This is a genomic window from Nostoc sp. C057, assembly GCF_013393925.1.
Classification (GTDB): domain Bacteria; phylum Cyanobacteriota; class Cyanobacteriia; order Cyanobacteriales; family Nostocaceae; genus Nostoc; species Nostoc muscorum_A.
Genome location: NZ_CP040292.1, coordinates 1 through 20,554, shown reverse-complemented (window position 1 = coordinate 20,554; position 20,554 = coordinate 1). Strand labels below are relative to the sequence as shown.

Annotated in this window: 14 protein-coding genes and 2 pseudogenes; 12 read left to right on the top strand and 4 right to left on the bottom strand. The window is 41.0% G+C overall.

The features are described 5' to 3' along the window. Nucleotide 1: 1 nt before the first annotated feature. From FD724_RS39520 to FD724_RS39480, 10 genes and pseudogenes are all read left to right on the top strand, one after another. Complete coding sequence (locus tag FD724_RS39520; protein ID WP_179076991.1) at nt 2-706, top strand: hypothetical protein; 705 nt, start codon at nt 2-4, stop codon at nt 704-706. A 327-nt stretch (nt 707-1,033) separates the two neighbouring features. Then, nucleotides 1,034-1,309, top strand: coding sequence for a hypothetical protein (locus FD724_RS39515; RefSeq protein ID WP_179076990.1), 276 nt, complete (start codon nt 1,034-1,036; stop codon nt 1,307-1,309). A gap of 318 nt (nt 1,310-1,627) precedes the next feature. Beyond that, nucleotides 1,628-2,524 (top strand): acyl-ACP desaturase, encoded by an 897-nt coding sequence (locus tag FD724_RS39510; RefSeq protein ID WP_179076989.1) that lies wholly within the window; start codon nt 1,628-1,630, stop codon nt 2,522-2,524. Continuing rightward, nucleotides 2,500-2,883: a holo-ACP synthase gene (locus FD724_RS39505; RefSeq protein WP_179076988.1), complete on the top strand. Its 384-nt coding sequence runs from the start codon at nt 2,500-2,502 to the stop codon at nt 2,881-2,883. The genes FD724_RS39510 and FD724_RS39505 overlap by 25 nt, the downstream gene beginning before the upstream one ends. 93 nt (nt 2,884-2,976) lie before the next feature. Continuing rightward, entirely contained in the window at nt 2,977-3,390 is a 414-nt protein-coding gene (locus FD724_RS39500; protein ID WP_179076987.1) for a thioesterase family protein, read from the top strand. Beyond that, nucleotides 3,365-5,044 (top strand): AMP-binding protein, encoded by a 1,680-nt coding sequence (locus tag FD724_RS39495; RefSeq protein ID WP_256874814.1) that lies wholly within the window; start codon nt 3,365-3,367, stop codon nt 5,042-5,044. Before FD724_RS39500 ends, FD724_RS39495 begins: the two co-directional genes overlap by 26 nt. Nucleotides 5,045-5,895: 851 nt before the next feature. Further along, nucleotides 5,896-6,456, top strand: a pseudogene (locus FD724_RS39490) (reverse transcriptase N-terminal domain-containing protein); the annotation flags it as partial. Nucleotides 6,457-7,165: 709 nt separating this feature from the next. Beyond that, nucleotides 7,166-7,558: a reverse transcriptase N-terminal domain-containing protein gene (locus FD724_RS41840; RefSeq protein WP_306297137.1), complete on the top strand. Its 393-nt coding sequence runs from the start codon at nt 7,166-7,168 to the stop codon at nt 7,556-7,558. Then, nucleotides 7,458-8,876, top strand: a complete 1,419-nt coding sequence (gene ltrA, locus FD724_RS39485; protein ID WP_306297136.1) for a group II intron reverse transcriptase/maturase — start codon at nt 7,458-7,460, stop codon at nt 8,874-8,876. Before FD724_RS41840 ends, ltrA begins: the two co-directional genes overlap by 101 nt. Nucleotides 8,877-8,961: 85 nt before the next feature. Further along, nucleotides 8,962-9,975: pseudogene (locus FD724_RS39480) on the top strand (group II intron reverse transcriptase); the annotation flags it as partial. 475 nt (nt 9,976-10,450) lie between these two features. Here FD724_RS39480 and FD724_RS39475 read toward each other — a convergent pair. Continuing rightward, complete coding sequence (locus tag FD724_RS39475) at nt 10,451-11,392, bottom strand: hypothetical protein (protein ID WP_179076986.1); 942 nt, start codon at nt 11,390-11,392, stop codon at nt 10,451-10,453. Between the two features lie 429 nt (nt 11,393-11,821). After that, nucleotides 11,822-12,616, bottom strand: a complete 795-nt coding sequence (locus FD724_RS39470) for a class I SAM-dependent methyltransferase (RefSeq protein WP_179076985.1) — start codon at nt 12,614-12,616, stop codon at nt 11,822-11,824. Between the two features lie 208 nt (nt 12,617-12,824). Here FD724_RS39470 and FD724_RS39465 point away from each other — a divergent pair, with 208 nt between their 5' ends. Next, nucleotides 12,825-15,080 carry a filamentous hemagglutinin N-terminal domain-containing protein gene (locus FD724_RS39465; protein ID WP_179076984.1) on the top strand — a complete coding sequence of 752 codons (2,256 nt, stop codon included), beginning with the start codon at nt 12,825-12,827 and terminating at the stop codon, nt 15,078-15,080. Nucleotides 15,081-15,092: 12 nt separating this feature from the next. Further along, nucleotides 15,093-17,597, top strand: coding sequence for a CHAT domain-containing protein (locus tag FD724_RS39460; protein ID WP_179076983.1), 2,505 nt, complete (start codon nt 15,093-15,095; stop codon nt 17,595-17,597). Here the strand turns inward: FD724_RS39460 and FD724_RS39455 are convergent. Together FD724_RS39455 and FD724_RS39450 are read right to left on the bottom strand one after the other, a co-directional pair. Next, nucleotides 17,558-18,436, bottom strand: coding sequence for a M48 family metallopeptidase (locus tag FD724_RS39455; protein WP_179076982.1), 879 nt, complete (start codon nt 18,434-18,436; stop codon nt 17,558-17,560). The two genes, FD724_RS39460 and FD724_RS39455, sit on opposite strands and share 40 nt — an antisense overlap. Before the next feature lie 159 nt (nt 18,437-18,595). Next, a partial coding sequence (locus FD724_RS39450) for a 4-Cys prefix domain-containing protein (protein WP_256874813.1) occupies nt 18,596-20,554 on the bottom strand: 1,959 nt, incomplete at its 5' end.

The window sequence follows — 20,554 nt, the reverse complement described above, 5'->3', positions numbered from 1 at the left end:
GATGACCACATATCGTCAATTAACAATTTGGGATGTATTAGATGAGTTGTCCGAATCTCCACCAACTTCTTCCCTTGATGCAGTATGGCAGTGCTTGGATACAGAACTGCATGATTTACCTATTGAAACCCAATTATCAACCGCAGGTATTGCCTTCAGTCAAATTGCGGATATTCTCAAGTCTCGTGCCGAAGTCCTGTTGCAAGATACCCGTGATCACAATAGTCTTTTGGGGCCAATTGTTAGCACCGATCTCTTTGCTGGTCTAGTGCGGACAACAATGCATCTGGATTTAGATGATTTGATTGAACCGCAAACACCACAAACCTTTAAACCACATGGCCCACACCAATTTTCATCTCCTACTGAGTTAGGTGATTCTGTAGCAGCACCTGTTGAAAAAGCGAATGTTTTGGCAATGCTTGATGAGGTAACAACTTTAGAAGATGTTCGCAATTTGGCATCAGACGAAAATGTGGAAAAATGGCAGAGCGCGATCGCTAACTACCTGATAAATGTCAAAGATGAGATTTCTTTAGTTAAACTGCAACGTGTGTTGCAAATGCCGATGGTAGAAGTATGGTTAGGGTTATTGCTGGGTGGGTTTACATTAGAACAGCGTGGTGATTTTTATCACAATCAAAATGTCTGGGTGAAAAGCTCTCTAACTTCGGCCATCTTCAACGGCTTTGTAAAGCATTCATAAGTCGGAAGTCGGAAGTCGGAGGTGGTAATACGGTTCGGTTAACAAAGTTATCTGCTGAGGCGAACAGTTCTTGAGCAGGGGGAGAAGAGAAGCAGGGGAAGATAAATTTTAATAACTTTCCCCCTCTGCTTATGCGAACCGTATTGGACACATAGGAACTCATCTTTAGTATAAATACGCAGCTAAAACTTTATTAAATGTGCTAAATTGAGCTTACTGTATGTAATCGACAGCATATAAACGTCAAATTTTCTATTAATGTTAAGTAAAACTTGTAACTAACAGCATTTAACTTACTGTAATACCGCAACAAAGGAGTTTCAAATCTTGAAAGACTATATCTGTGAGATTTTTGCCCAAAATGTTGGTTTATCTATTGCAGAAATTTTTGAAAATGACTTGACGCTATCGGCGATTATTGCTCGTTCCGATCGCCTACATAACAGCATCGATCTGATGGAGGTTTTCGCCAAAACTGCAAATATGCTGAAAAAGCAGTATGGAGTCCAAATACGTTTGCCAGCTTTCTCTCTTGATACACCTATTTCAGATGTATTAGAAGCATTTTTAAATGAAGCTGATACAGTTAATACTTTGACCTAAAAATGATAAATTTTAAATCTAAAGACTTTTTGAAGAATAGAGTCTAGAGAATAAAGGGTAGTGGTAAAAATTTTCATTTTTAGTTTTACAACCAGCTTTTTAACTCACGTTTGCCCTACAGCCCTTTGGGCATCCTACGGCGGGCATTACCGTACTCCTTCTCCTAACGGAGACGCTAACGCGAACGGAGAACAAGCTACGCGTCAGCGTCTCGAAGAGAAAGGTAGATGGGTTTTGTTTATGTAGCCGCGACTTCCAGTCACCAAGGCTTTTCAAACAACCTCTAAAACTTAAAAATTAAATTCAAATATCTTCACTATGGTAAATACAATTTCTCGATCTGATATTGTCAGTAACTTATATGCAATTGTTGCCGAGCAACGAAGCTCTTTAGTTGATTTAATATGGGAACAACACTATTTCCATGAAAAGCGCCGATGGAGTGCAGTGGAAATGATTGGTGCAATTAACCTGGAGGCTGTGAATAAATTTGACAAAGCTAATCTCTGGAATGCTGGACGTGCAGAATTGACTACCAAGCCAGGAGCCGATCGCTTGGCTAGATTGGCTGATGCTGAGTGTCGTCGTTGGCAAGATCGCAATCCAGTTTTAGCAAGCATTATGCAAGCTTGTAGTACTTGGAGTCGTTACTGGAATGAGGAAGAAAGCTTTCACGAAACCACACTTAATCGCTTATCGACTCTACTCAGTCTAGAACCTGTCAGTGACGAGACTCTCATTGAGTTTCGGAAGATTTTTCCCGATGATGACATGCTCAGAACACTAGTATTATTAGCGATTTCAGAGATTACAGCCACGGTTAACTACTCTTGGTGTGCTAATGTTGCTCAAGACCCTGGATTGAAAAAGCTATTTAAGCAAATTGCTGCTGATGAATCGCAGCACATGACATACTTCATAAGTTTTGCCAAAGCTTTAGTTGATAGTAAAGAGTACTCACCCAAAGGCGCATTTGCTGTTGCACACTTGTTTGTGCGAGAAGGGGGCGAACTTTATGGTAGTAACCGCCAACATCTTGAGCAGCGGGATTCTCACGTCAACTGGTGGGATTCCATCAAGTATGAGATGGTTCTGCCAGACAATATTGAGCGCAAACAAAGTCTGATATTTTCTGCTCTCAGACAAATTACAGGAATTCAGGTAAATTCTGCGGCTGAAGTTGAACAGAAGTGGCTGGATCTGGTGGGATGTTAATTGGACTGGGGCACGATATTCAACTGATTGCAGAACTAACAACAGTTGAAGCTTTGAAAGTTCCAGGCATTTTCTTTACAAACACTGAGTGTCTTTACTTCAGCCAAAGTAAAAACTCTCTCCAAAGTATGGCAGGTACTTTTTCAGCTAAAGAAGCCTTGTTTAAGGCTTTAGCAATAGCCCCTAATTTCTACTGGACAGATGTAGAAGTGCGACATAATTCCCGTTACGCACCTTACTTTGAATTTTACGGTTCACTGGCAGAGCATTTTCAGCTTCAAGGTTGGACTGTTCACCTTTCCATATCTCACAGTGGGGATTATGTGTCTACTGTTGTGGCTATCTCTCCCCAGCCATGATTGCAGCGACTTGGCAGGAGGAAACCTCTGCAACGTAGTGGCTCCTCTGCCTTCTACCTTGCCTTGATAATAAATATTCACGCCAACCCACTTATGAACTTTGAAGCTGTTAACCTAAAACTTCAGGTACGCCCAAATGACCTTGACAGTTTGGGTCACGTCAATAATGCCACTGTTCTCGAATACCTAGAAGCAGGGCGATGGTCATGGCTTGAGCATCACAACTTATTTCACGGACAGAGAATTATTCCTGTAGTTGCTCGTATTGAAGTCAACTATAGCCATGAAATATTACCTGGAGAGGTCAAGATTATTACGAAACTCAAAGACACGGAGGAAAATTACTATTATCAAGTAATTTTTCACCAATTTATTGAGATTTTCAAAAACGGAACTGCAAAGGTTGCTGCCGATGCTCTTGTGAAAGTAGCATTCATTGATTCAATTGAACGATCGCTTAGAACTCTCCAGGATTTTCTCGATGAAAATAAGCAACAAGATGGTTGAGGTCAAAACAATGCAAGACTTACAACCCAGAACTAAGCTGTCGATGACCGTGATCGCAATGATTCAGGCTCTCAAGAATACTGACTCACACTTGGGCTTGTTCTTAAGACAGGATCGCGCTGCTGAGTCTAAGTTTCTCGCCTATTGTGAGATGTACCAGAAGATTGCAGCCTATATGGAGTACTTTCGGGCTACGGGTGTGGCAGCTGGCTCAAGGATTCTGTTTCCTTTTGAAACAACCGAAGGTGTGATTATTGCATTCTTTGCTTTAGTTGGACTGGGAGCAATTCCACTGTCAGTCAAACCCTACAGCATGGGTGTTGTTAAAGAGAGCTACCTGGAATTTTTGACGAAGGTTACAACCCAATATCAAGCTGAATTTGTGTTGGAAGCACCTAGTATTAGAAGTTTAGAATTGAGCCTCCAGCGTCTACAGTTACCAGACACAGATATTCAGCCCCAAGAATCAGCAAATTTTGCAACAATTACAGATACTGATATTGCTTTTGTGCAGTTTTCTTCTGGTTCGACTTCTTTCCCCAAAGGAATTCCAGTCACTCATGGGAAAATTGTGACACAAATGCAGGCGATCGCTAACCATGCTCAAAATAGACCCAGTGATGCAACTGCAAGTTGGCTGCCACTTTATCACGATATGGGATTAGTCGGTGCTTTGCTCACAACGCTATACGTGAGGCATAACTTGCACCTAAGTACCCCAATACATTTTTTGATGAATCCTGTGGAGTGGTTGAGCGAACTGTCAGAAAAAAAGATTGCGATCGCAGTTATTCCAGATTTTGCCATTAGCTACTGTCTCCGTCGCTTGGCAATTACCGATCCAGAAGAAATTGCCAACTTAAACTTGACCCAGCTACGAATGGTTTTCAATGGCAGTGAGCCAATTAATATAGACAAACTACATCAGTTCTTGGAAGTGCTTGCACCCTATGGATTGCAACCTACAGCAATTAAGCCTTGCTACGGCATGGCGGAGGCAGTCCTGATGATTTCTTGCTGTAAGTTAGAAGATGTTCCCCGGATTGTGACTTTGGCAAATGGCTGCAAAGCTATTTCCGTAGGTCAAGCGTTGAGTACATTTGATATCCGTTTAAGAACTGAAGATGGTCTTTTATGCCATGAGGGTGAAATTGGTGAAGTTGAACTCAGAAGCGGGACTTTGGTCGATAATTATTTTGAAAGCGAACACCCTTTTTACAATTGTGATGGTTTTTTCCCTACTGGTGATTTGGGTGTACTTAGCGAGGGTGAGTTGTTCGTCATAGGTCGGCTGAACGATCGCTTTAAAATTAATGGTCAAAGTTATTTTGCAAGCGATTTTGAACATGCTATAGAGTCGCTACCGTTTGTACAACCGAGCAAAGTTGCGACAATTCAGGCTAATGACCACATTATTGTCTTGATAGAAACCAAACAGGCCAGTGTTCTTCAGCAATTAATTGACCATCAGCGCCAAGTCAGCGAGATTGTTCTCAACCAGCTGGGTATTAAAATCCCTGTGGACAATATACTCTTCATTCGCCCAGGACAACTAGAAAAAACTAGCAGTGGCAAGTTACGGCGAATAGCAATCACTCAAGCCTACATCACAGGGAAAATTATGCTTGCTAAAAACGCTAGAAATGGGTGTTAATTCTCTACTAAGCTTTCACACAAGGTTGTACTCTCTCTCAACAGCCACCAGCAGCAAAGCTTGCAAGGATGACAGATACGGTGAAAGCAAAATTCCCAATTCTTGCAAATGCAAAATACTTGAAACCCTTGATTTATCGTTACAATAGTATTAATAGTTAATAACACCCAGAGGGTTAGTCTGAGCGCTATTGAGCTTACTCGTCGTCAGGAGATTCCTTATCTTCTTCGTCATCCTTGTCAAAATTTGTATTGCTGAGGGGGACTTATGGGTGAATCGAAACGCCGCGTGCGATTCGTTGTTTAGTGAATCACGGTAATCAGTCCGTACACAACTAAGCCAGTCCGACAGCAGATTACTGTCATTAAAAGGCTGAACTCTCGGTCAGATGCAAGTGCAAGTCTTGCCATTCAGACTCAGAATTGACTCCTTATCTGCCCACACCGAACAAGCTCGGTTCTTGTAGAGTGAAGCTGGGAACAGGGCGCAATCAGACGACCGTTGCGGGTTGACACTGGCGCTAATAGGGAGTTCCCACGATGAAACCGAGCCTATAAAAGCGACTTATTCGGCAGGCAGGGCGCAACGTAAAATCCCTGACCTCACTGGAGTTCATTCCCGCCGAACATTCTGCGGGTAACGGCAAGAGTTTAGGGAATCCAGTAGTTGAATTGGCTACATCTAACGGAACAATCAATCTCTCCGAGGGAACGAATAAAAACTAATTGTGGGTCTTGAGACAGTCGAATCTCAGGTAAACCAGACGAGCGGATGAATCCCCACAGTTAGGGTAGGACAGTCCGTAATTGGACTGAGGTGTTCAGAAAATACAAACTCCAGAAGAGAAAACGATTAGACACAGTAGACATACTAGTGAATCTTGGAAAGCCCTACCGTGGAAGAAATTCCGCCGAAATCTTTTCCGCCTTCAAAAGCGCGTATTTAAAGCGGTTCAAGTTGGAGACAAGCGGAAAGCGCGGTCACTCCAAAAGCTTGTTCTAAAATCAACCTCGGCTCGATTTCTTGCAATTAGACTTGTATCTCAGCTAAATGCTGGTAAAAAGACGGCTGGTATTGATGGTAAGAAATCCCTCTCATTTGAAGAACGCTTCAACCTTGAAGAATCACTGAGAATGAATAGTGGAAATTGGAAGCATCAAGGACTACGGGAAATCCCCATTCCCAAGAAGGACGGGACTACCAGAATGCTTAAGATACCAACCATCGCGGATAGGTGTTGGCAATGCCTAGCAAAATACGCACTCGAACCAGCACACGAAGCCACCTTCCACGCCAGGAGTTACGGGTTCAGAACTGGGCGCTCTGCCCATGATGCACAAAAGTACATCTTCCTAAACCTCAGTTCCAAAGTCAACGGAATAAATAAGCGAGTAATTGAACTCGATATTGAGGTGCGACCTGAACTGGTCGGTTAGTAGAGCCTAGCCCCTGCTAGGAAAGGCTTAGAGCCGAATCCGACTCTACTTTGGTCTGAGGTCTTCCCTGGGGAAGAATCGCCGTAAGATGCGATTTCCGAGCCTCTAGGCGATTCACACCGCCTACCCTTACGTAAAAGACTGGAAACAGTCCCGTCAGAAAGAAGGAGAAATCCAACTGGAATATGCAGACGACGAATGTAGCCCTAACTACTAGCCTAAAGCGGGTAGGGAGCTAGAGGGATGCTTTCTATGGTGAAGTAAATTGAAGTGATGTCTAAACTGCGTTATCGAGTGACCACCCTAAAGGCTGACAGGGTGTAACGGGAAGTTTATACGGTTTCGATTCGTATATTCGTGTGAATTTGGTACCCGTCGCAGAATAATCACCACCTAAAGAGGGCGCTACAACCAACCGATACAACAGGATAACCCCTACAGAGTCTTGAGAATGTCGATATTCAAGTAACTAGAACAACTAATGTCCCGAAAGGGGTAGCAAAGGGAGAGATGGTCAAACCTCTGGAGGGAGTAGGAAGGAGTAAGAAGCGAATGCCTAACTGTAATAGTTAGGATAGGGACTAATAATTTGCCCTGAGCGAAAGCAATAGCAGATGTACTCTTGGTCTTATGCGAAAGAGATACCTAACAACAGAAACCTAATTGTTATTACAAGTTAGATATTATGCGACAACGCCTAATAAATGGAGATAGCAAGCGGCTAGAAAACTGGAGCCTGATTAACTGGCGTAAAGCAATCAAAGTTGTGAAGAATTTGCGTTACAGAATCTTTCGCGCCCGAAATCTTGGTAACTTTCGGAGGCTCCGCCGCCTTCAAAAGTTAATGTTACGAAGTCAGTCAAACCTACTACTTAGCATCAGACAAATTACGCAGGTTAACACCGGAAAGCGAACGGCTGGGATAGATAAGGAGGTAATAAACACTCCCCCAGCAGCGTGTAAAACTCTTCCTAGAAATGGCAAACGGGACTCACAAGGTCAAACCAACCAAGCGAATCTACATACCCAAATCAAATGGAAAGAAACGTCCTCTCGGAATCCCCACCGTGAGAGATAGAGTCATGCAAACAGTAGTCAAAAACTTACTAGAACCAGAATGGGAGGCAGTCTTTGAAGAAAATTCCTACGGCTTCCGACCTGGAAGGAGTTGCGCCGATGCTATCGAACAAGCATTCACGAGAATTGCACCAACAGGCAAAAGCGAAAAGGGAGACTCATGGGTTCTAGACGCAGATATTTCAGGATTTTTTGACAACATTTCTCACAGCAACATTGAGAACTCTATAGGTAAAGTACCAGGACGAGAACTCATTAAAATGTGGCTAAAATGCGGTTTCATGGATAAAGGAACGTTTAACGAAACAATCCAAGGAACTCCCCAAGGTGGTGCAATTAGCCCCCTACTTGCCAATATCGGACTTCACGGTTTGGAAACAGTAGTTAAGGCAATACCATATCGGCACCCGCCTACCAAAAATCATCCATTAGGAGAAAAATCCCGAAGTGGAATGGGGATAATTCGCTATGCTGATGACTTTATCATTACGGCAAACTCTAAGGAATACATCTTAGAAGCGAAAAAGGTAATTGAGAAATGGTTATTAGACCGCAACCTGGAATTAAGCGAGGAGAAGACACGTATAGTTCACACAGAGGATGGATTTGACTTCCTCAGCTTCAAACTACGCACATTCAAGGGGAAGGCACTATTCATGCCTTCTAAATCAAAAGTTCTTAACTTCTGCCAGAAGATCGGCGAAATAGTCAAATCCCTAAACGGTGCAAAACAGGAAGCAGTCATATCCACACTCAATCCTATTCTCCGAGGCTTTGCTAACTACTACAGAGGTGGAGTCAGCAAAGAAACCTTTAGCTACATCGATTATCGTGTGTGGCAATATCTCTGGCGTTGGGCTAAACGACGACACCCATACAAAGCAAAAAACTGGATTAAAGCTAAGTACTTTCACCAAGTCGGGACACGAAGTTGGGTCTTTGCTGTTAACAGCAAAGACCGTCGAAACAATTCTAAACTCATGCAACTATTTAACGTTGCTTCAACCAAGATTGTACGTCACATCAAGGTGAAAGGAAGCGCCTCTCCAGATAATCCTGAACTCCGAGAATACTGGGAAAACCGTAACAAGAAGATGGGCAAAAACAAATGGGCAAAAGGAAGTAAATATTTCATAGTTGCCGAAAACCAGGAATGGAAATGCCCAAGCTGCGGTGAAACTTTACTCAACGGCGAGGAACTGGAAGTCCATCACATAGTTCCGGTGGAGGATGAGGGAACAGATGACACCTGGAACCTTATCCACTTGCATAAGCCATGCCACAAACTGGAACATTCAAAATCCAAGAAATCGGACTAGAAATAAGGCTTGAGCGTAGTGATGGGAAACTGTCACGCTACGTTCTTAGGGGGGTTTCGGAGGTGGTGACACCTCCTTCCTACCCGACAAGTGCTTCGACAGGATTAATCACTCGGCAATAATGGGCGAACTCATCGCCCCAAAAGGTTTAAAAATCGGTATCTTCCGATGCCTCAAGGCTGGAGTCAACCCAGAATTCCCCGAACAGGGAACACCTCAAGGGGGAGTGGTCAGCCCACTATTAGCAAACATCGCGCTCAACGGGATTGAGAGTATACACAGGTACCATGAGAATCAAGGACAGAGAATCACTGCTAAAACCTCAGCTAGTGATATCACCGAGCCATCAGTCCGATACGCGGATGACATGGTTATTATACTTCGACCCGAAGATGATGTAACAGAGATACTTGAAAGAATCAGCGAGTTTCTCCGCAAACGCGGAATGAATGTAAGCCAAAAGAAAACCAAAGTTACCGCCGCGACAGATGGGTTTGATTTCCTCGGCTGGCACTTTAAAATCCAGAAAAACGGTAAGTTCAGATGTAGTCCCTCTGTGGATAACTTCAAAGCATTCCGTAAGAAAGTAAAACACATCGTTAACAACTCGAATTATGGTGCTACCACAAAGGCTGAAAAACTAGCCCCGGTAGTTAGAGGGTGGAGAAATTACCATAAGTTCTGCAAGATGGACGGGTCTAGAAACTCGTTATACTACATCCAAAAAAGAGCTTACACGGTACTCAACAAGGAAACCAAGCAAAACCGCGATTCTAGCAAGGAATTACTAGACAAAGCATTTCCAACAGTTTCCTACTCCGAAAACAAACACATTTCTGTCAAGGGAACTAAATCACCCTATGACGGAGATACAGCCTACTGGAGCGAACGAAATAGTAAGCTCTACGACGGCGAAACCTCTAAAGCTCTTAAAAAGCAAAACCATAGATGTGCTTCCTGCGGTTTAAAATTCATCGATGAAGAACGGATTCATCTGCATCACATCGATGGAAATCACGCCAACTGGAAGAAAAACAATCTGGAAGCAATTCATGAGAGCTGCCACGATTATAAACACATGAGCAAAAGCACAAGTTAAGAACATCGGGAGCCGTGTACACGGAAACGGGTACGCACGGATCTAACTGAGAGGTGCGGGGAATAATATCCCCCATCGACTCAACCAAGGCAATATTAGGCAATCAATATGGTTTGCCTAATATTTTCAATGAAGTCCAATCAATGTGGACGCAGATTAATTTCTCGATCAAACGAGTCAAAGATTCTGATAATGGATCTTTACTTGTTCAGTGTTCCAACAACGACCGAGGATTCCATCAAGACACTATTGCCCAAATTCAAAAAGAAATAGAAAATTGGAAATGTGATTTGGATATTCCTATCTTGATCCAAGTTCTCCCAAGGGGAGTTCAAAATTCAGAAACTAAACTTTTTGATGGGTTCGTTACCCTTTGGTGCAATTGTCCTGAATTTGAATTGTGGCGAGAAATATTTGAAAGTGAACTCGTTAAGTAAACTTTGTTGCATTAAATTATTGTTTCCTCGCTGCACCATCATTTCTGTTGCCTCCACTCGATTTTGTACTCTCGTTCCACAGTTGCCAGCAATTTTGCCTGCAACGAAGATAAATAAGGTTTAGCTTGTTTCCCCAACCCCTGCAACAGCCAATCCACAGCCTCGTCACGGGTCGCCACTTGATGCAACTGCCGTAATCTCACACATAACTGCTGCATGAATTGGCAATCTTCGTCAAGCAATTCCAGTGATTTCAGGTGTTCGATTTTTACCGTGTAGTCACCGTCCCATGTCTGGACTGTACAACTGTATTCTCCAACATGGCTGACTACGCCCCAATAACCCGCTTTACCTCTCAAGTCTGGGTTATCCTTTGGCAAAAGAATGCATATTTCACCGATATGGTAAGGATTGGGTACTTTCGGACTTTCGCGTATCCTGTCCACCACGTCTTTCACGATCCGACCGGATGGAATCTTATTGCCAGCTTGCTCTACTGCCTGCTGCCATACATCCGCTTGCACAGCCGGTTCCAACTCGGCTTTCGCCAAAAAGCGCAATTGTCGTTCGTTGGTCGGCATTGGAATTTGCCGACCATTGGTCGGCAAAAACTTTTGAAGATTCTCATAAACCACAGTAGCCGAAATCTTTAAGTACGCTGCATCACGACTATAATTGAAGCGATCGCGGCAATACTCCTCAAATGTCTGGTGCGTGGAACGGTACAGCCGTCTGTCCCGCAATTCCATCAACGCCTGACCTGCTGACAAAAATGCCCTTTCTACCTGACGTTCAAATTGCAAGCGTAAGCTTTGTTCTTCAAGAGTCAACTCTGTAACTTCAATAGCAGTAACCGTAATCGTTGCTGAAGCTGGGTTATCTTGCTCAAAAGTATTTTGCTTCACAGAGTCGGTTGCTAGCTTTGGTTCCTCAGATGTCGCAGGGGTAATTTTCTTACGTCTGGATGGTGGTTTGTTCATTATTCCACCTCCAGGCTGACAACAGTCGAACAAATATTGAGTTGTGTCATCATGGAAATATAGACTTTTTATTTATGCCCCCATCCTTTAAACAGGTTGGGGTTTTTCATTGCTTTTTATATTTTGCAGCCTTAAAGCACTACCAAATATAAAACTCATCAAAAAATCTCATAGACCAATTATCAAAAAAAACACTACGCCAGAGGTATTACAACAACAAAATACTGTTTGGGCGTATTCTTAGGAATACCCCCTTCAACACACGCGTAAAACAACGGCTAATGCTTGATTATTTGACAGAGAGTATTGGATTTGGGGTGACTATATAAATCTCATCTAGGTTGAAAACCGTAGTTTTTCCGTATCGGGTTTGGGATGAGTTGTAACCCACACTTGGTATTGAGTTTTATTTAGAATGAAGGGGTTAATTTAAATTTTTTGAGCAAAGAAAAGAACCGATAAATAGGGTTTAGTAACATATCCTCCGTGAGCATTTAATATCTGTATAATAGCATCAGAGAAATCCTGCTTTTCAGCTTCAGTAAATTCTTGATAAACAGTTTGAGTTTTCAGAAGACCTAGATATCGTTTTGCATCATAATTAATAGACCAAGGATATTGTTTGACCACTAGGTTTTTGAAACAAAAGCTATTTAATATCCAGTTTTCTCTTTTTTTTATTAGTGATTCAACTGAGGATGGTTTAGCATTATATATTGCTGTAGGTACATATTTTTGAAACGTTTCTTTAAGCGCCTGAAATATTGAAGTATCTGGTAAAATAGAAAAATTCCAAAAAAACGCAATATAACCTTTTTCTTTTAAAGCTTGTGCAACTTTTGGATACCCTTTTTCACGATTTACCCAATGAAAGGCTTGGGCAGATATTGCTAAATCAAAGGCGCTTGGGCGTAAGTTCCAATCCTCTAAAGTAACTGTCTCAAATATCACCTTTGGATATAAACGCATATTTTGAGATGCTATTGCAATCAGTCTTTCACCTGGCTCTAAACAGTAGATAGCGTAGCCCTTTTCAGCAAATGGAACAGTTCCCTTACCTGTCCCTGTTCCAATATCTAAAATTGAAGATGAATCCGTAAGATTAGCCATCTCAATTACATCTTCAATCAATTGGGATGGATAACTAGGGCGTGCTGCATCATAGATTTCTGCAACTTCATTAAAGGACTCACTACGTTTTCTGTTCATTACTGATAAATCCACAAACGTATTTTGCTCCCGATCACTTTCGTTCGGATTTTAGAAAATATTAACAGTTTTACCACTAGAGAAAAAGCCTCTGTTTCCAATCCAATTTGACAAGACGCTACCGCTACTATTAATCTGTATAATTGTTAATCATTCGGGTGCAGGGTGCAAGTCTGTACTAAAAAGAATTTAGAGACCAACCGAGAAACTTTTACCATGATTTATGACAAAAGCTTTATCCTGGCTTATTAAGGGCAGCACCTTGTTTTGTCTATTGCCTTGGGAGCCAATTGCGGCACAAATTGCTCCCGATGCAACCCTAAGAATCAACTCCAGCGTCACACGAGAGGGTAATAATACCAGTGCGATAACGGGAGGAACCCAAGCCGGAAGCAATTTGTTCCATAGCTTTGGACAGTTTTCTGTGCCCACAGGAAGCACAGTTTACTTCAAAAATGCCCCAGACATCCAAAACATTTTGACAAGAGTGACGGGTAGCTCAATATCTAATATTGATGGTTTAATTCAAGCTAACGGCATAGCCAACGTATTTCTTATTAATCCCAATGGGATTATTTTTGGGGCGAATGCTTCACTGAATATTGGGGGCTCGTTCTTCGGCACTACTGCTAGTAATATTAAATTTGCTGATGGCATCTCCTTCGATGCTAAACCCCTTAGTGGTGCAGAACCTCTGTTGACAGTGAGCGTGCCTGTGGGATTAGGATTTGGGACAAATGCTGGAAATATTCGCGTCTTTGGAGACGGCCAAGGTATAAGAAAAACTTCAGACCTCATAGATACTAGTTCTGGTCTGCGCGTGCAGCCAAATCAAACCTTAGCTTTGGTGGGCGGTGATATATTACTCTCACGTGGAACGCTTAAAACAACAGGGGGACAGATTGAATTAGGCAGCGTGGCTGGAGCGGGTTTGGTCAATCTGATTCCTACAGATAAAGGCTGGACGTTGGGATATACAGGCATCTCAGCCTTTGGAGAGATCCAGTTGTCTGGAGCAGCAGCAGTTGATGCCAGTGGTGATGGTGGTGGCAATATTCAAATACAAGCCATGAAGCTAATGCTAGGCGGTGGTTCTCAGATTGAGTCCAGCACATTAGGAGCAGGAACGGGGGGAACATTGAAAATTAATGCTTCAGATTCAGTGAACTTAGTGGGATTACCAGAAGTTGATTCGTTTTTCAACACTGGTATATCGAGCCTAGTTTACCCAAGAGCTACCGGATCTGGTGGCAACATCAATATTGAAACTGGGCGGTTAAATATCCGGGATGGAGCAGGGATCGCTGCTGGTACGTATGGCTTCGGAAATGCTGGTTCCATAGAGGTCTTAGCTCATGATTCAGTAGAAGTGCTGCGAAAACCAACAGCGAATGCAGGCAGTTCCATAACAAGTTTGGCCCAACGAGGATCTACCGGTTCTGGCGGTAACATCAAGATTGAAACTGCGCGCTTGAGTCTACGCTCTGGAGGAGTGATATCATCAGGCACATTTGGGCAGGGTTCGGGAGGCAACGTATCTATAACTGCTGACCAAGAAGTGCAAGTAACCGGAAAGTCATTAACTGGTAATTCTCCTAGCAGAATATCAGCTCGAACTGGAGGAACTGGAAAGGCCGGAAATCTGACAATCGAAGCAGAACGATTAACTGTCACTGATGGTGGGAGAGTAAATATTGGTGGTGAAAAAATTCCAAAAAATCTCAACTTTCAGCCAGGACAAGGAAATGCAGGAACCCTCCGAATCAACGCAGACAGTATCAATCTAGACAGAGGTACTATCACAGCTGGCACAGAAGGCGGCACCAAGGGCGAAGGAGGCGACATTTTCTTACACTCTGGTGACTTACAATTACGTGACAGTATCATTACTGCGACTGCTGGGGGTAATGGCGACGGCGGCAACATCACTATCAACACAGATATCCTAGTTGCAATAAAAAATAGCAGCATCACCGCAAATGCCTTTGAGGGTCGTGGTGGAAATATCACAATTAATGCTAAGGGACTATTCCTTTCCCTTAATAGCTTAATAACAGCTAGTTCCAAGTACGGAATTAACGGTACTGTTCAATATAACATCGCTGATACTAACATTACCCCTAGTCAACTAAAAGCAGAAGTAATTCCAATAACTCCTAAAATCACCCCAGTTTGTCAGGCACGAGCAGGCACAGAAGTAAATAGTTTTCGAGTTAGTAGTACTCGTAATCTCCAATCTAAGCCTAATAACCTGATGTCTAACAATGTTGAGCAAAGTAACTCTGTTCCAGTTCGAGCTTTGAATAATTCACATAATCCAAAATCATTAAGAAGTAACCAAGCTACACAAATCATAGAAGCCAACGTTTTGATTCGGGATTCTCAAGGAAATTTAGTTTTGACAACAGACCAAGCAAATCCAACCTGGGATAATGCTTCACTGTCTGCAAGTTCTTGTTTTTCAGGATCTCTGTGGTAAAAAGATATAAAAATGATCTCACTTCAATGTTGCTTTAAATATATTTTCTCAGGCATTCTAGGGCTGTCTTTAATTTTAATTCAATCCTCTTCCCCTGCCCAGACTGTAAAAAAAGAAAAAGAATTTCTCAAAAATCAAGCGGCATCCCTGACTTCATCAGGTCACGAACAATTAGCTCTAGATCAGGCGAATGAAGCTTTAAAAACTTGGCAGGAATCTACCAAAATATATCGCCAACTAAACGACCAAGAGGGAATTACGGAAAGCCTGATTAATCAAAACCTTGCTTTCCAAGCATTAGGATTACATAAACAAGCTTGCAATACACTTTTAGAAGCTTTAAACTTTAATACAAATCTAGGTATTTGCGACACGACTTTGCAGCAACCTGCTCTTACTCAAAAAGAGCAACTCACGACATTAATTGGTAAGCAGGAAGCAACATCGGTTAACTTACTTGGATTACAGAATCTCGGAGAAGTCTTGCGGATTTTGGGAAAGTTAAATGAATCTGAAACAGTTCTACAAGAAACGTTAACGCTAGCAAAACTTGTATCTTCATCAAAAATTAGTGGGATTTATCTGTCTTTAGGTAATATTGAACAGACAATTTATCAGCAATTACAAGATAAATATTCTTGGATAGAGGAACCACTTTTTCGAGAGCAAATTGCTAATATTATTCCACAAAAAGCGCAAAAATCACTCTGGTATTACCAAACACTAGAAAACATCCCAAATATCTCAAAATCAGCTAAACTGCAAGCTCAGTTGAATCACTTAACTTTACTGATCAGTTGGGAAAAATGGCTCAGTCACGAACCAAATCAAGCAAACCTCCATCAGAAGGTTAATCAACAAATTCGAGTATTGGTAAATCAAATAGATGACAACTCTTCTGCATTTTTGGAGTTATCACCTGAGCCATCTATTCATGCTCGGTTGAATTTTGCTAATAACCTCAGCCAGATCCCAGATGAACAATTGAAATCAGTAGCGATTCGATATGCTAAATTAGCATTGAAAATGGCTGAAACTATTAATAGTATCCGATGGTTATCCTATAGTTTTGGTACTTTGGGTAAATTATCAACTCAAATAGAACAAAAGCAGGCGTATTTTACGAAGGCTTTAGGATTCGCTCAATCAATTCGGGCTTCGGATATCGCCTACCAATGGCAGCAACAGTTAGGACTAATTTACCAAAAGCAGGGAAAAACTGAGTTAGCGATTCAGAACTATAATGCTGCAATCGCAAATATGACTGAAGTTCGTGATAGCCTTTTGTCAACTAACGGAGATTTACAGTTCTCTTTTCAGTCAGAAATGGAGCCGACATATCGTAATTATATGCGATTGCTCTTAACATCACCTAATCCTGATTTAAAAAAAGTAATAGAGATAAATGAAGGATTACAGATAGCACGCTTAGAAAACTTTCTCAGATGTGGCAAGCTTGACCTTGTTGCTTTGAATCAGCTTCAGAACCTCAATAGCGCCCCAACAGTTATTCACATTATTGATTTAGGGGATACTATAGAAGTAATTGCTCAGTCAACAGATGGCTCACTTCACCACCATTCTATTGAATCTAAATTAGTTCGATTCCAGATAGATCATCTTTTAGAAGCTTTACAAAATGAAAAGTTTTCTGAAGTAGGTGAAAGTAGCATTACTACTTCTTCTCAAGGAATTTATGAAAAGCTAATTGCACCAATAAAAACATATCTACCCCCATCAGGAACACTCGTATTCACTTTAGATAAATCTTTCCAAAGCATACCAATGGCATTGTTATATGATGGAAAACATTATTTAATAGAGCGTTACAGTATTGCAGAAACTTTAGGTTCCAGAATTAGACAACCTAGAGTCTTGCATGAAAACCAGATGATAGCTTTAATAGCTGGACTATCAAAACTAAGCCCTAGTTCTATAGATCCAAATGCACCTAAAAATATGGAGAATTTGCTCCCATCTAAACAAGAAATAGAAAATGTAGAAAAACAAACTAAATCGTCAGTTGCCTTGTTAGACAAGAAGTTTACCCTTAAAAGGTTTAAAGAAGAACTAACTCAAAATAATTTTCCTATTGTACATATTACTACCCACGGTCAATTTAGTTCTGACCCACTGAAAACAGTACTGGTTGCCTATGACAAGCTAATTAATATTAGGGACTTTGACAGCTTAATCAGAGGTAAAACTGAAAATAGTCAAGATGCAATTGAGTTACTTGTTCTCAGCGCCTGCGAAACAGCTAAAGGCAACAAGCAGTCAGCAATGGGTATTGCAGGAATGGCTGCTCAAGCAGGAGCGCGTAGTACTGTTGCTACTTTGTGGCGCGTGGATGCCGATTCTACCGCTTTGCTTATGCAAGAATTTTATAAAGGTTTGAACAATGGCTTGCCAAAAGCAGAAGCACTACGTCAGGCACAATTGAGTTTACTGTCAAATCCTAAATATAAGAAGCCTTATTATTGGGGTGGGTTCCTCCTGGTTGGAAGCTGGTTGTAAAATTCCACTGATTTTAGCCCTGATTGGGCTTTTTGTAACTCTTTGGAATTCTTACTGCTTTTCGCTAACTCAGCTGCCTTGATGTATTCGAGTTTCGCCTCCTTTGGCAACTTGGCCTTCAGATAGCGATCGCCCAGTACTCTGTAAAGAGTCGGATTTTGGCTATTAGTTTCTGTTGCCATTTTTAACATCTCAATTGTCTCATTTAAAAGATTTTCTGCCGTATAAATGGCATCTACGTCAAGGATAGTTTCATCTGGAAGTAGCCCTAAGTCTTTGATGCGTTTAATCTTTTGTGCAATTTGTTCTTGGGAAACTACAGACAATACGTCCACAAACGTTTCATCATAGCTAAAAGCCTCACCATCTTTATAAGCAAAAACATATATTGTATATGGAGTCCCAGGTTGAAATTCTTTTTCATCACCTGGGTAGGCAAGCCGAGTTTGATTTACAACTTTTTCCCACCCAAACTCGTAACTTTTTACTTTGACTTTGTAAAAAGTAGCACCTTTAACAGGAGTCCAAGTTATTTCTGGACGGGAATTCAATGTTGATGTGCTATAAGGAGAAATGATTGTTGGCTCATCGCTCCCTTCTGTGCCACCTTTTCGTATGTGACACGCATTAGTATTGGTTGGATTGCAAGTAGATAAGGTTTCGTCAGGTTCTGCACATTTATCAAGAAGAATAGTTCCACTAGATAATTTTAAAATGTTTCCAGAACTAAAGCATAAAATTTCTACATAATCACCATTCACAACTTCTATTGTATCTCCCTTACAAATTAAGCTCCCTGCTGACAAGTGCTTGTTACCCTTACTTATTATCCTTCCCATTTGTGGATCACAATGAACCTGATTTCTTCTTACTCTTATGAGCGGTACATTTGCTAGCAATGGTAGATGAATTAGTATTAGAGAAGTTAAACAGCACATTCCCCTAAAAAACATCAGCTTTTTCATTGTTTTACAAAGAGAAATTTTCTTAGCATCTTATCATTTGTCAAGTATGCGGTCTAGCAGCTCTTGTCTCCAGCGAAACACTTCTGGTAGACTAGATTTAGTCAAGATACAAGCATCTATATAAGCTCTGGCGTAATTAAATTGACCTAATGATTCTTCTACTTGAGATAGCAAACAATATGCATCTGTTCTTTCGCTATCTAACTTTGTCGCTTTTTCTAGATATTTTTTGGCTTCACTTAACTTATTTTCCATTAACCTTGCCCATCCTAAATCTTTATACAACGATGCTTGTAATTCCCGATTGTTAGTTTTCTGCAAACCTTTTAAAGCTAAAGTAGCTGCTGCTATATGATCACCCTTTTTATTTTTCAATCTTGCTAAAGCCGCAACAGCAAACATAGCTTGGTCGCTACTTCTAATAGCAATTTCATATTGCTTTTCTGCTAAATCATATTCTCCCTGTCCATCATAAAAATCACCTAATCCGTAATGTGATTCCCATTTATTAGGTTTTAACTTAAAAATTATTTCGTAAGTTTTGTTAACACAATTATAGTCATATAACTGCTGACACGCAATTGCTAAATTATTATACGCAGTATCGTCTTTCGGGTTGTACTTTATAGCTAGCTCGTAATTTTTTCTAGCAATCTTAGGGTTATTTTGATGCTGTAAACCCTTCTCAAAGTAAAAAATTGAGACTGAATTATTTAAATTATGTTCATACTTTATTGCTCTTTGAAAGTCTTTTTCAGCATCAGCAATCCTATTTTCTTTATAAGCTTCTTTACCTTGATTTAAAAAATAATCTGCTACTGTGTATTTTAAGCTAGTATTCAAATATACTGCTTTTTGAAAATCGTTCTCAGCTTGGTCAATTTGATTTTCTTTATAAGCTTTTTTACCGGAATCTAAATAATATTTTGCTACTAGAGGTAGGGATGCATATATCAAACCAACAATACTTAGTAAACCTAATACAAACACACTCAGTTGAAACGGCTTTGATTTAATTACTCGATTAAACTTTGATTGATTAGGTAAGCGCTCCAAACGCTGTATTATTATTTGAGTACTTTGTGGGCGCTGCCCAACAAAAGGAGCCATCATATCATCAAGTAAATCAGCCAGAAATTTATCTATGTGAAGTGCTTTATCTCTCCAAATTAGTCTTCCTGTCTGCTCGTCCATTTTGATTTCAATTAAAGAAATACCTGTGACTAAGTAAACAAAAGTTCTACCTAAAGCGTAAAAATCTGACTGTGGTACGGCTTGTCCATGAATTTGCTCTAAGGGAGAGTAACAAGCTGTCCTAACAGCAGTTATTTCGTAACCATTACCGAATCCTGTAGTAGTTCCTCCACTGGTACTGACTTTGGCAAAGTAGGTTCTACTAAGCTGTCTTGCTCCACCAAAATCAACAAGTGCTAAATTCCCGTCGGGTTGATGAACAATGTTTTCTGGTTTGATATCTCTGTGGAAGAAACCAGACCGATGAACTAAATCAAGAATCTCCATCAACTGCAATAACCATTCATAGGCCATTTCTTGGCTAATTCGTCCATAAGATTGTACCCACTGAGTTAAATTCTCTCCTTCAAACTTATGCATAACTAGACAATGTAGTTCTAGAAGATTATCATTCAGCCTAAATGTGAAATAATCTTCCCTATTAGACTTGGGAATTCCAGGATGGTCTAAGATTTGTAATATGAGTGATTCTCTTTTAAGTAGCTCAACTAACTTAGAATCATCAATCCATCTTAATACTTTCATTACTCTTATTTGAGGCTGAGGATGTTCTTCTGTGCCAATATCCTCAATTTCAAAGACATCTGTGTAAGTATATGGATTTTGCTCCAAAGAACGCAACGGGCGTAGCAAACGAATACGCCCGTTTATTATCAATGGATTTCCACATGCTAAACAATTTTCAGCGCTATCAGGATTATAACGTTGGGTACAAAGAGGATTTATGCAGTAGCCCAC

What these genes read in the sequence shown, in the direction of transcription:
- FD724_RS39520 (WP_179076991.1), top strand. Translation starts at nt 2, where the DNA reads ATGACCACATATCGTCAATTAACAATTTGGGATGTATTAGATGAGTTG.
- FD724_RS39460 (WP_179076983.1), top strand. Translation starts at nt 15,093, where the DNA reads ATGATCTCACTTCAATGTTGCTTTAAATATATTTTCTCAGGCATTCTA.
- FD724_RS39475 (WP_179076986.1), bottom strand. Translation starts at nt 11,392, where the DNA reads ATGAACAAACCACCATCCAGACGTAAGAAAATTACCCCTGCGACATCT.
- ltrA (WP_306297136.1), top strand. Translation starts at nt 7,458, where the DNA reads ATGGCAAACGGGACTCACAAGGTCAAACCAACCAAGCGAATCTACATA.
- FD724_RS39455 (WP_179076982.1), bottom strand. Translation starts at nt 18,436, where the DNA reads ATGGGAAGGATAATAAGTAAGGGTAACAAGCACTTGTCAGCAGGGAGC.
- FD724_RS39500 (WP_179076987.1), top strand. Translation starts at nt 2,977, where the DNA reads ATGAACTTTGAAGCTGTTAACCTAAAACTTCAGGTACGCCCAAATGAC.
- FD724_RS39465 (WP_179076984.1), top strand. Translation starts at nt 12,825, where the DNA reads ATGACAAAAGCTTTATCCTGGCTTATTAAGGGCAGCACCTTGTTTTGT.
- FD724_RS39495 (WP_256874814.1), top strand. Translation starts at nt 3,365, where the DNA reads ATGAAAATAAGCAACAAGATGGTTGAGGTCAAAACAATGCAAGACTTA.
- FD724_RS41840 (WP_306297137.1), top strand. Translation starts at nt 7,166, where the DNA reads ATGCGACAACGCCTAATAAATGGAGATAGCAAGCGGCTAGAAAACTGG.
- FD724_RS39510 (WP_179076989.1), top strand. Translation starts at nt 1,628, where the DNA reads ATGGTAAATACAATTTCTCGATCTGATATTGTCAGTAACTTATATGCA.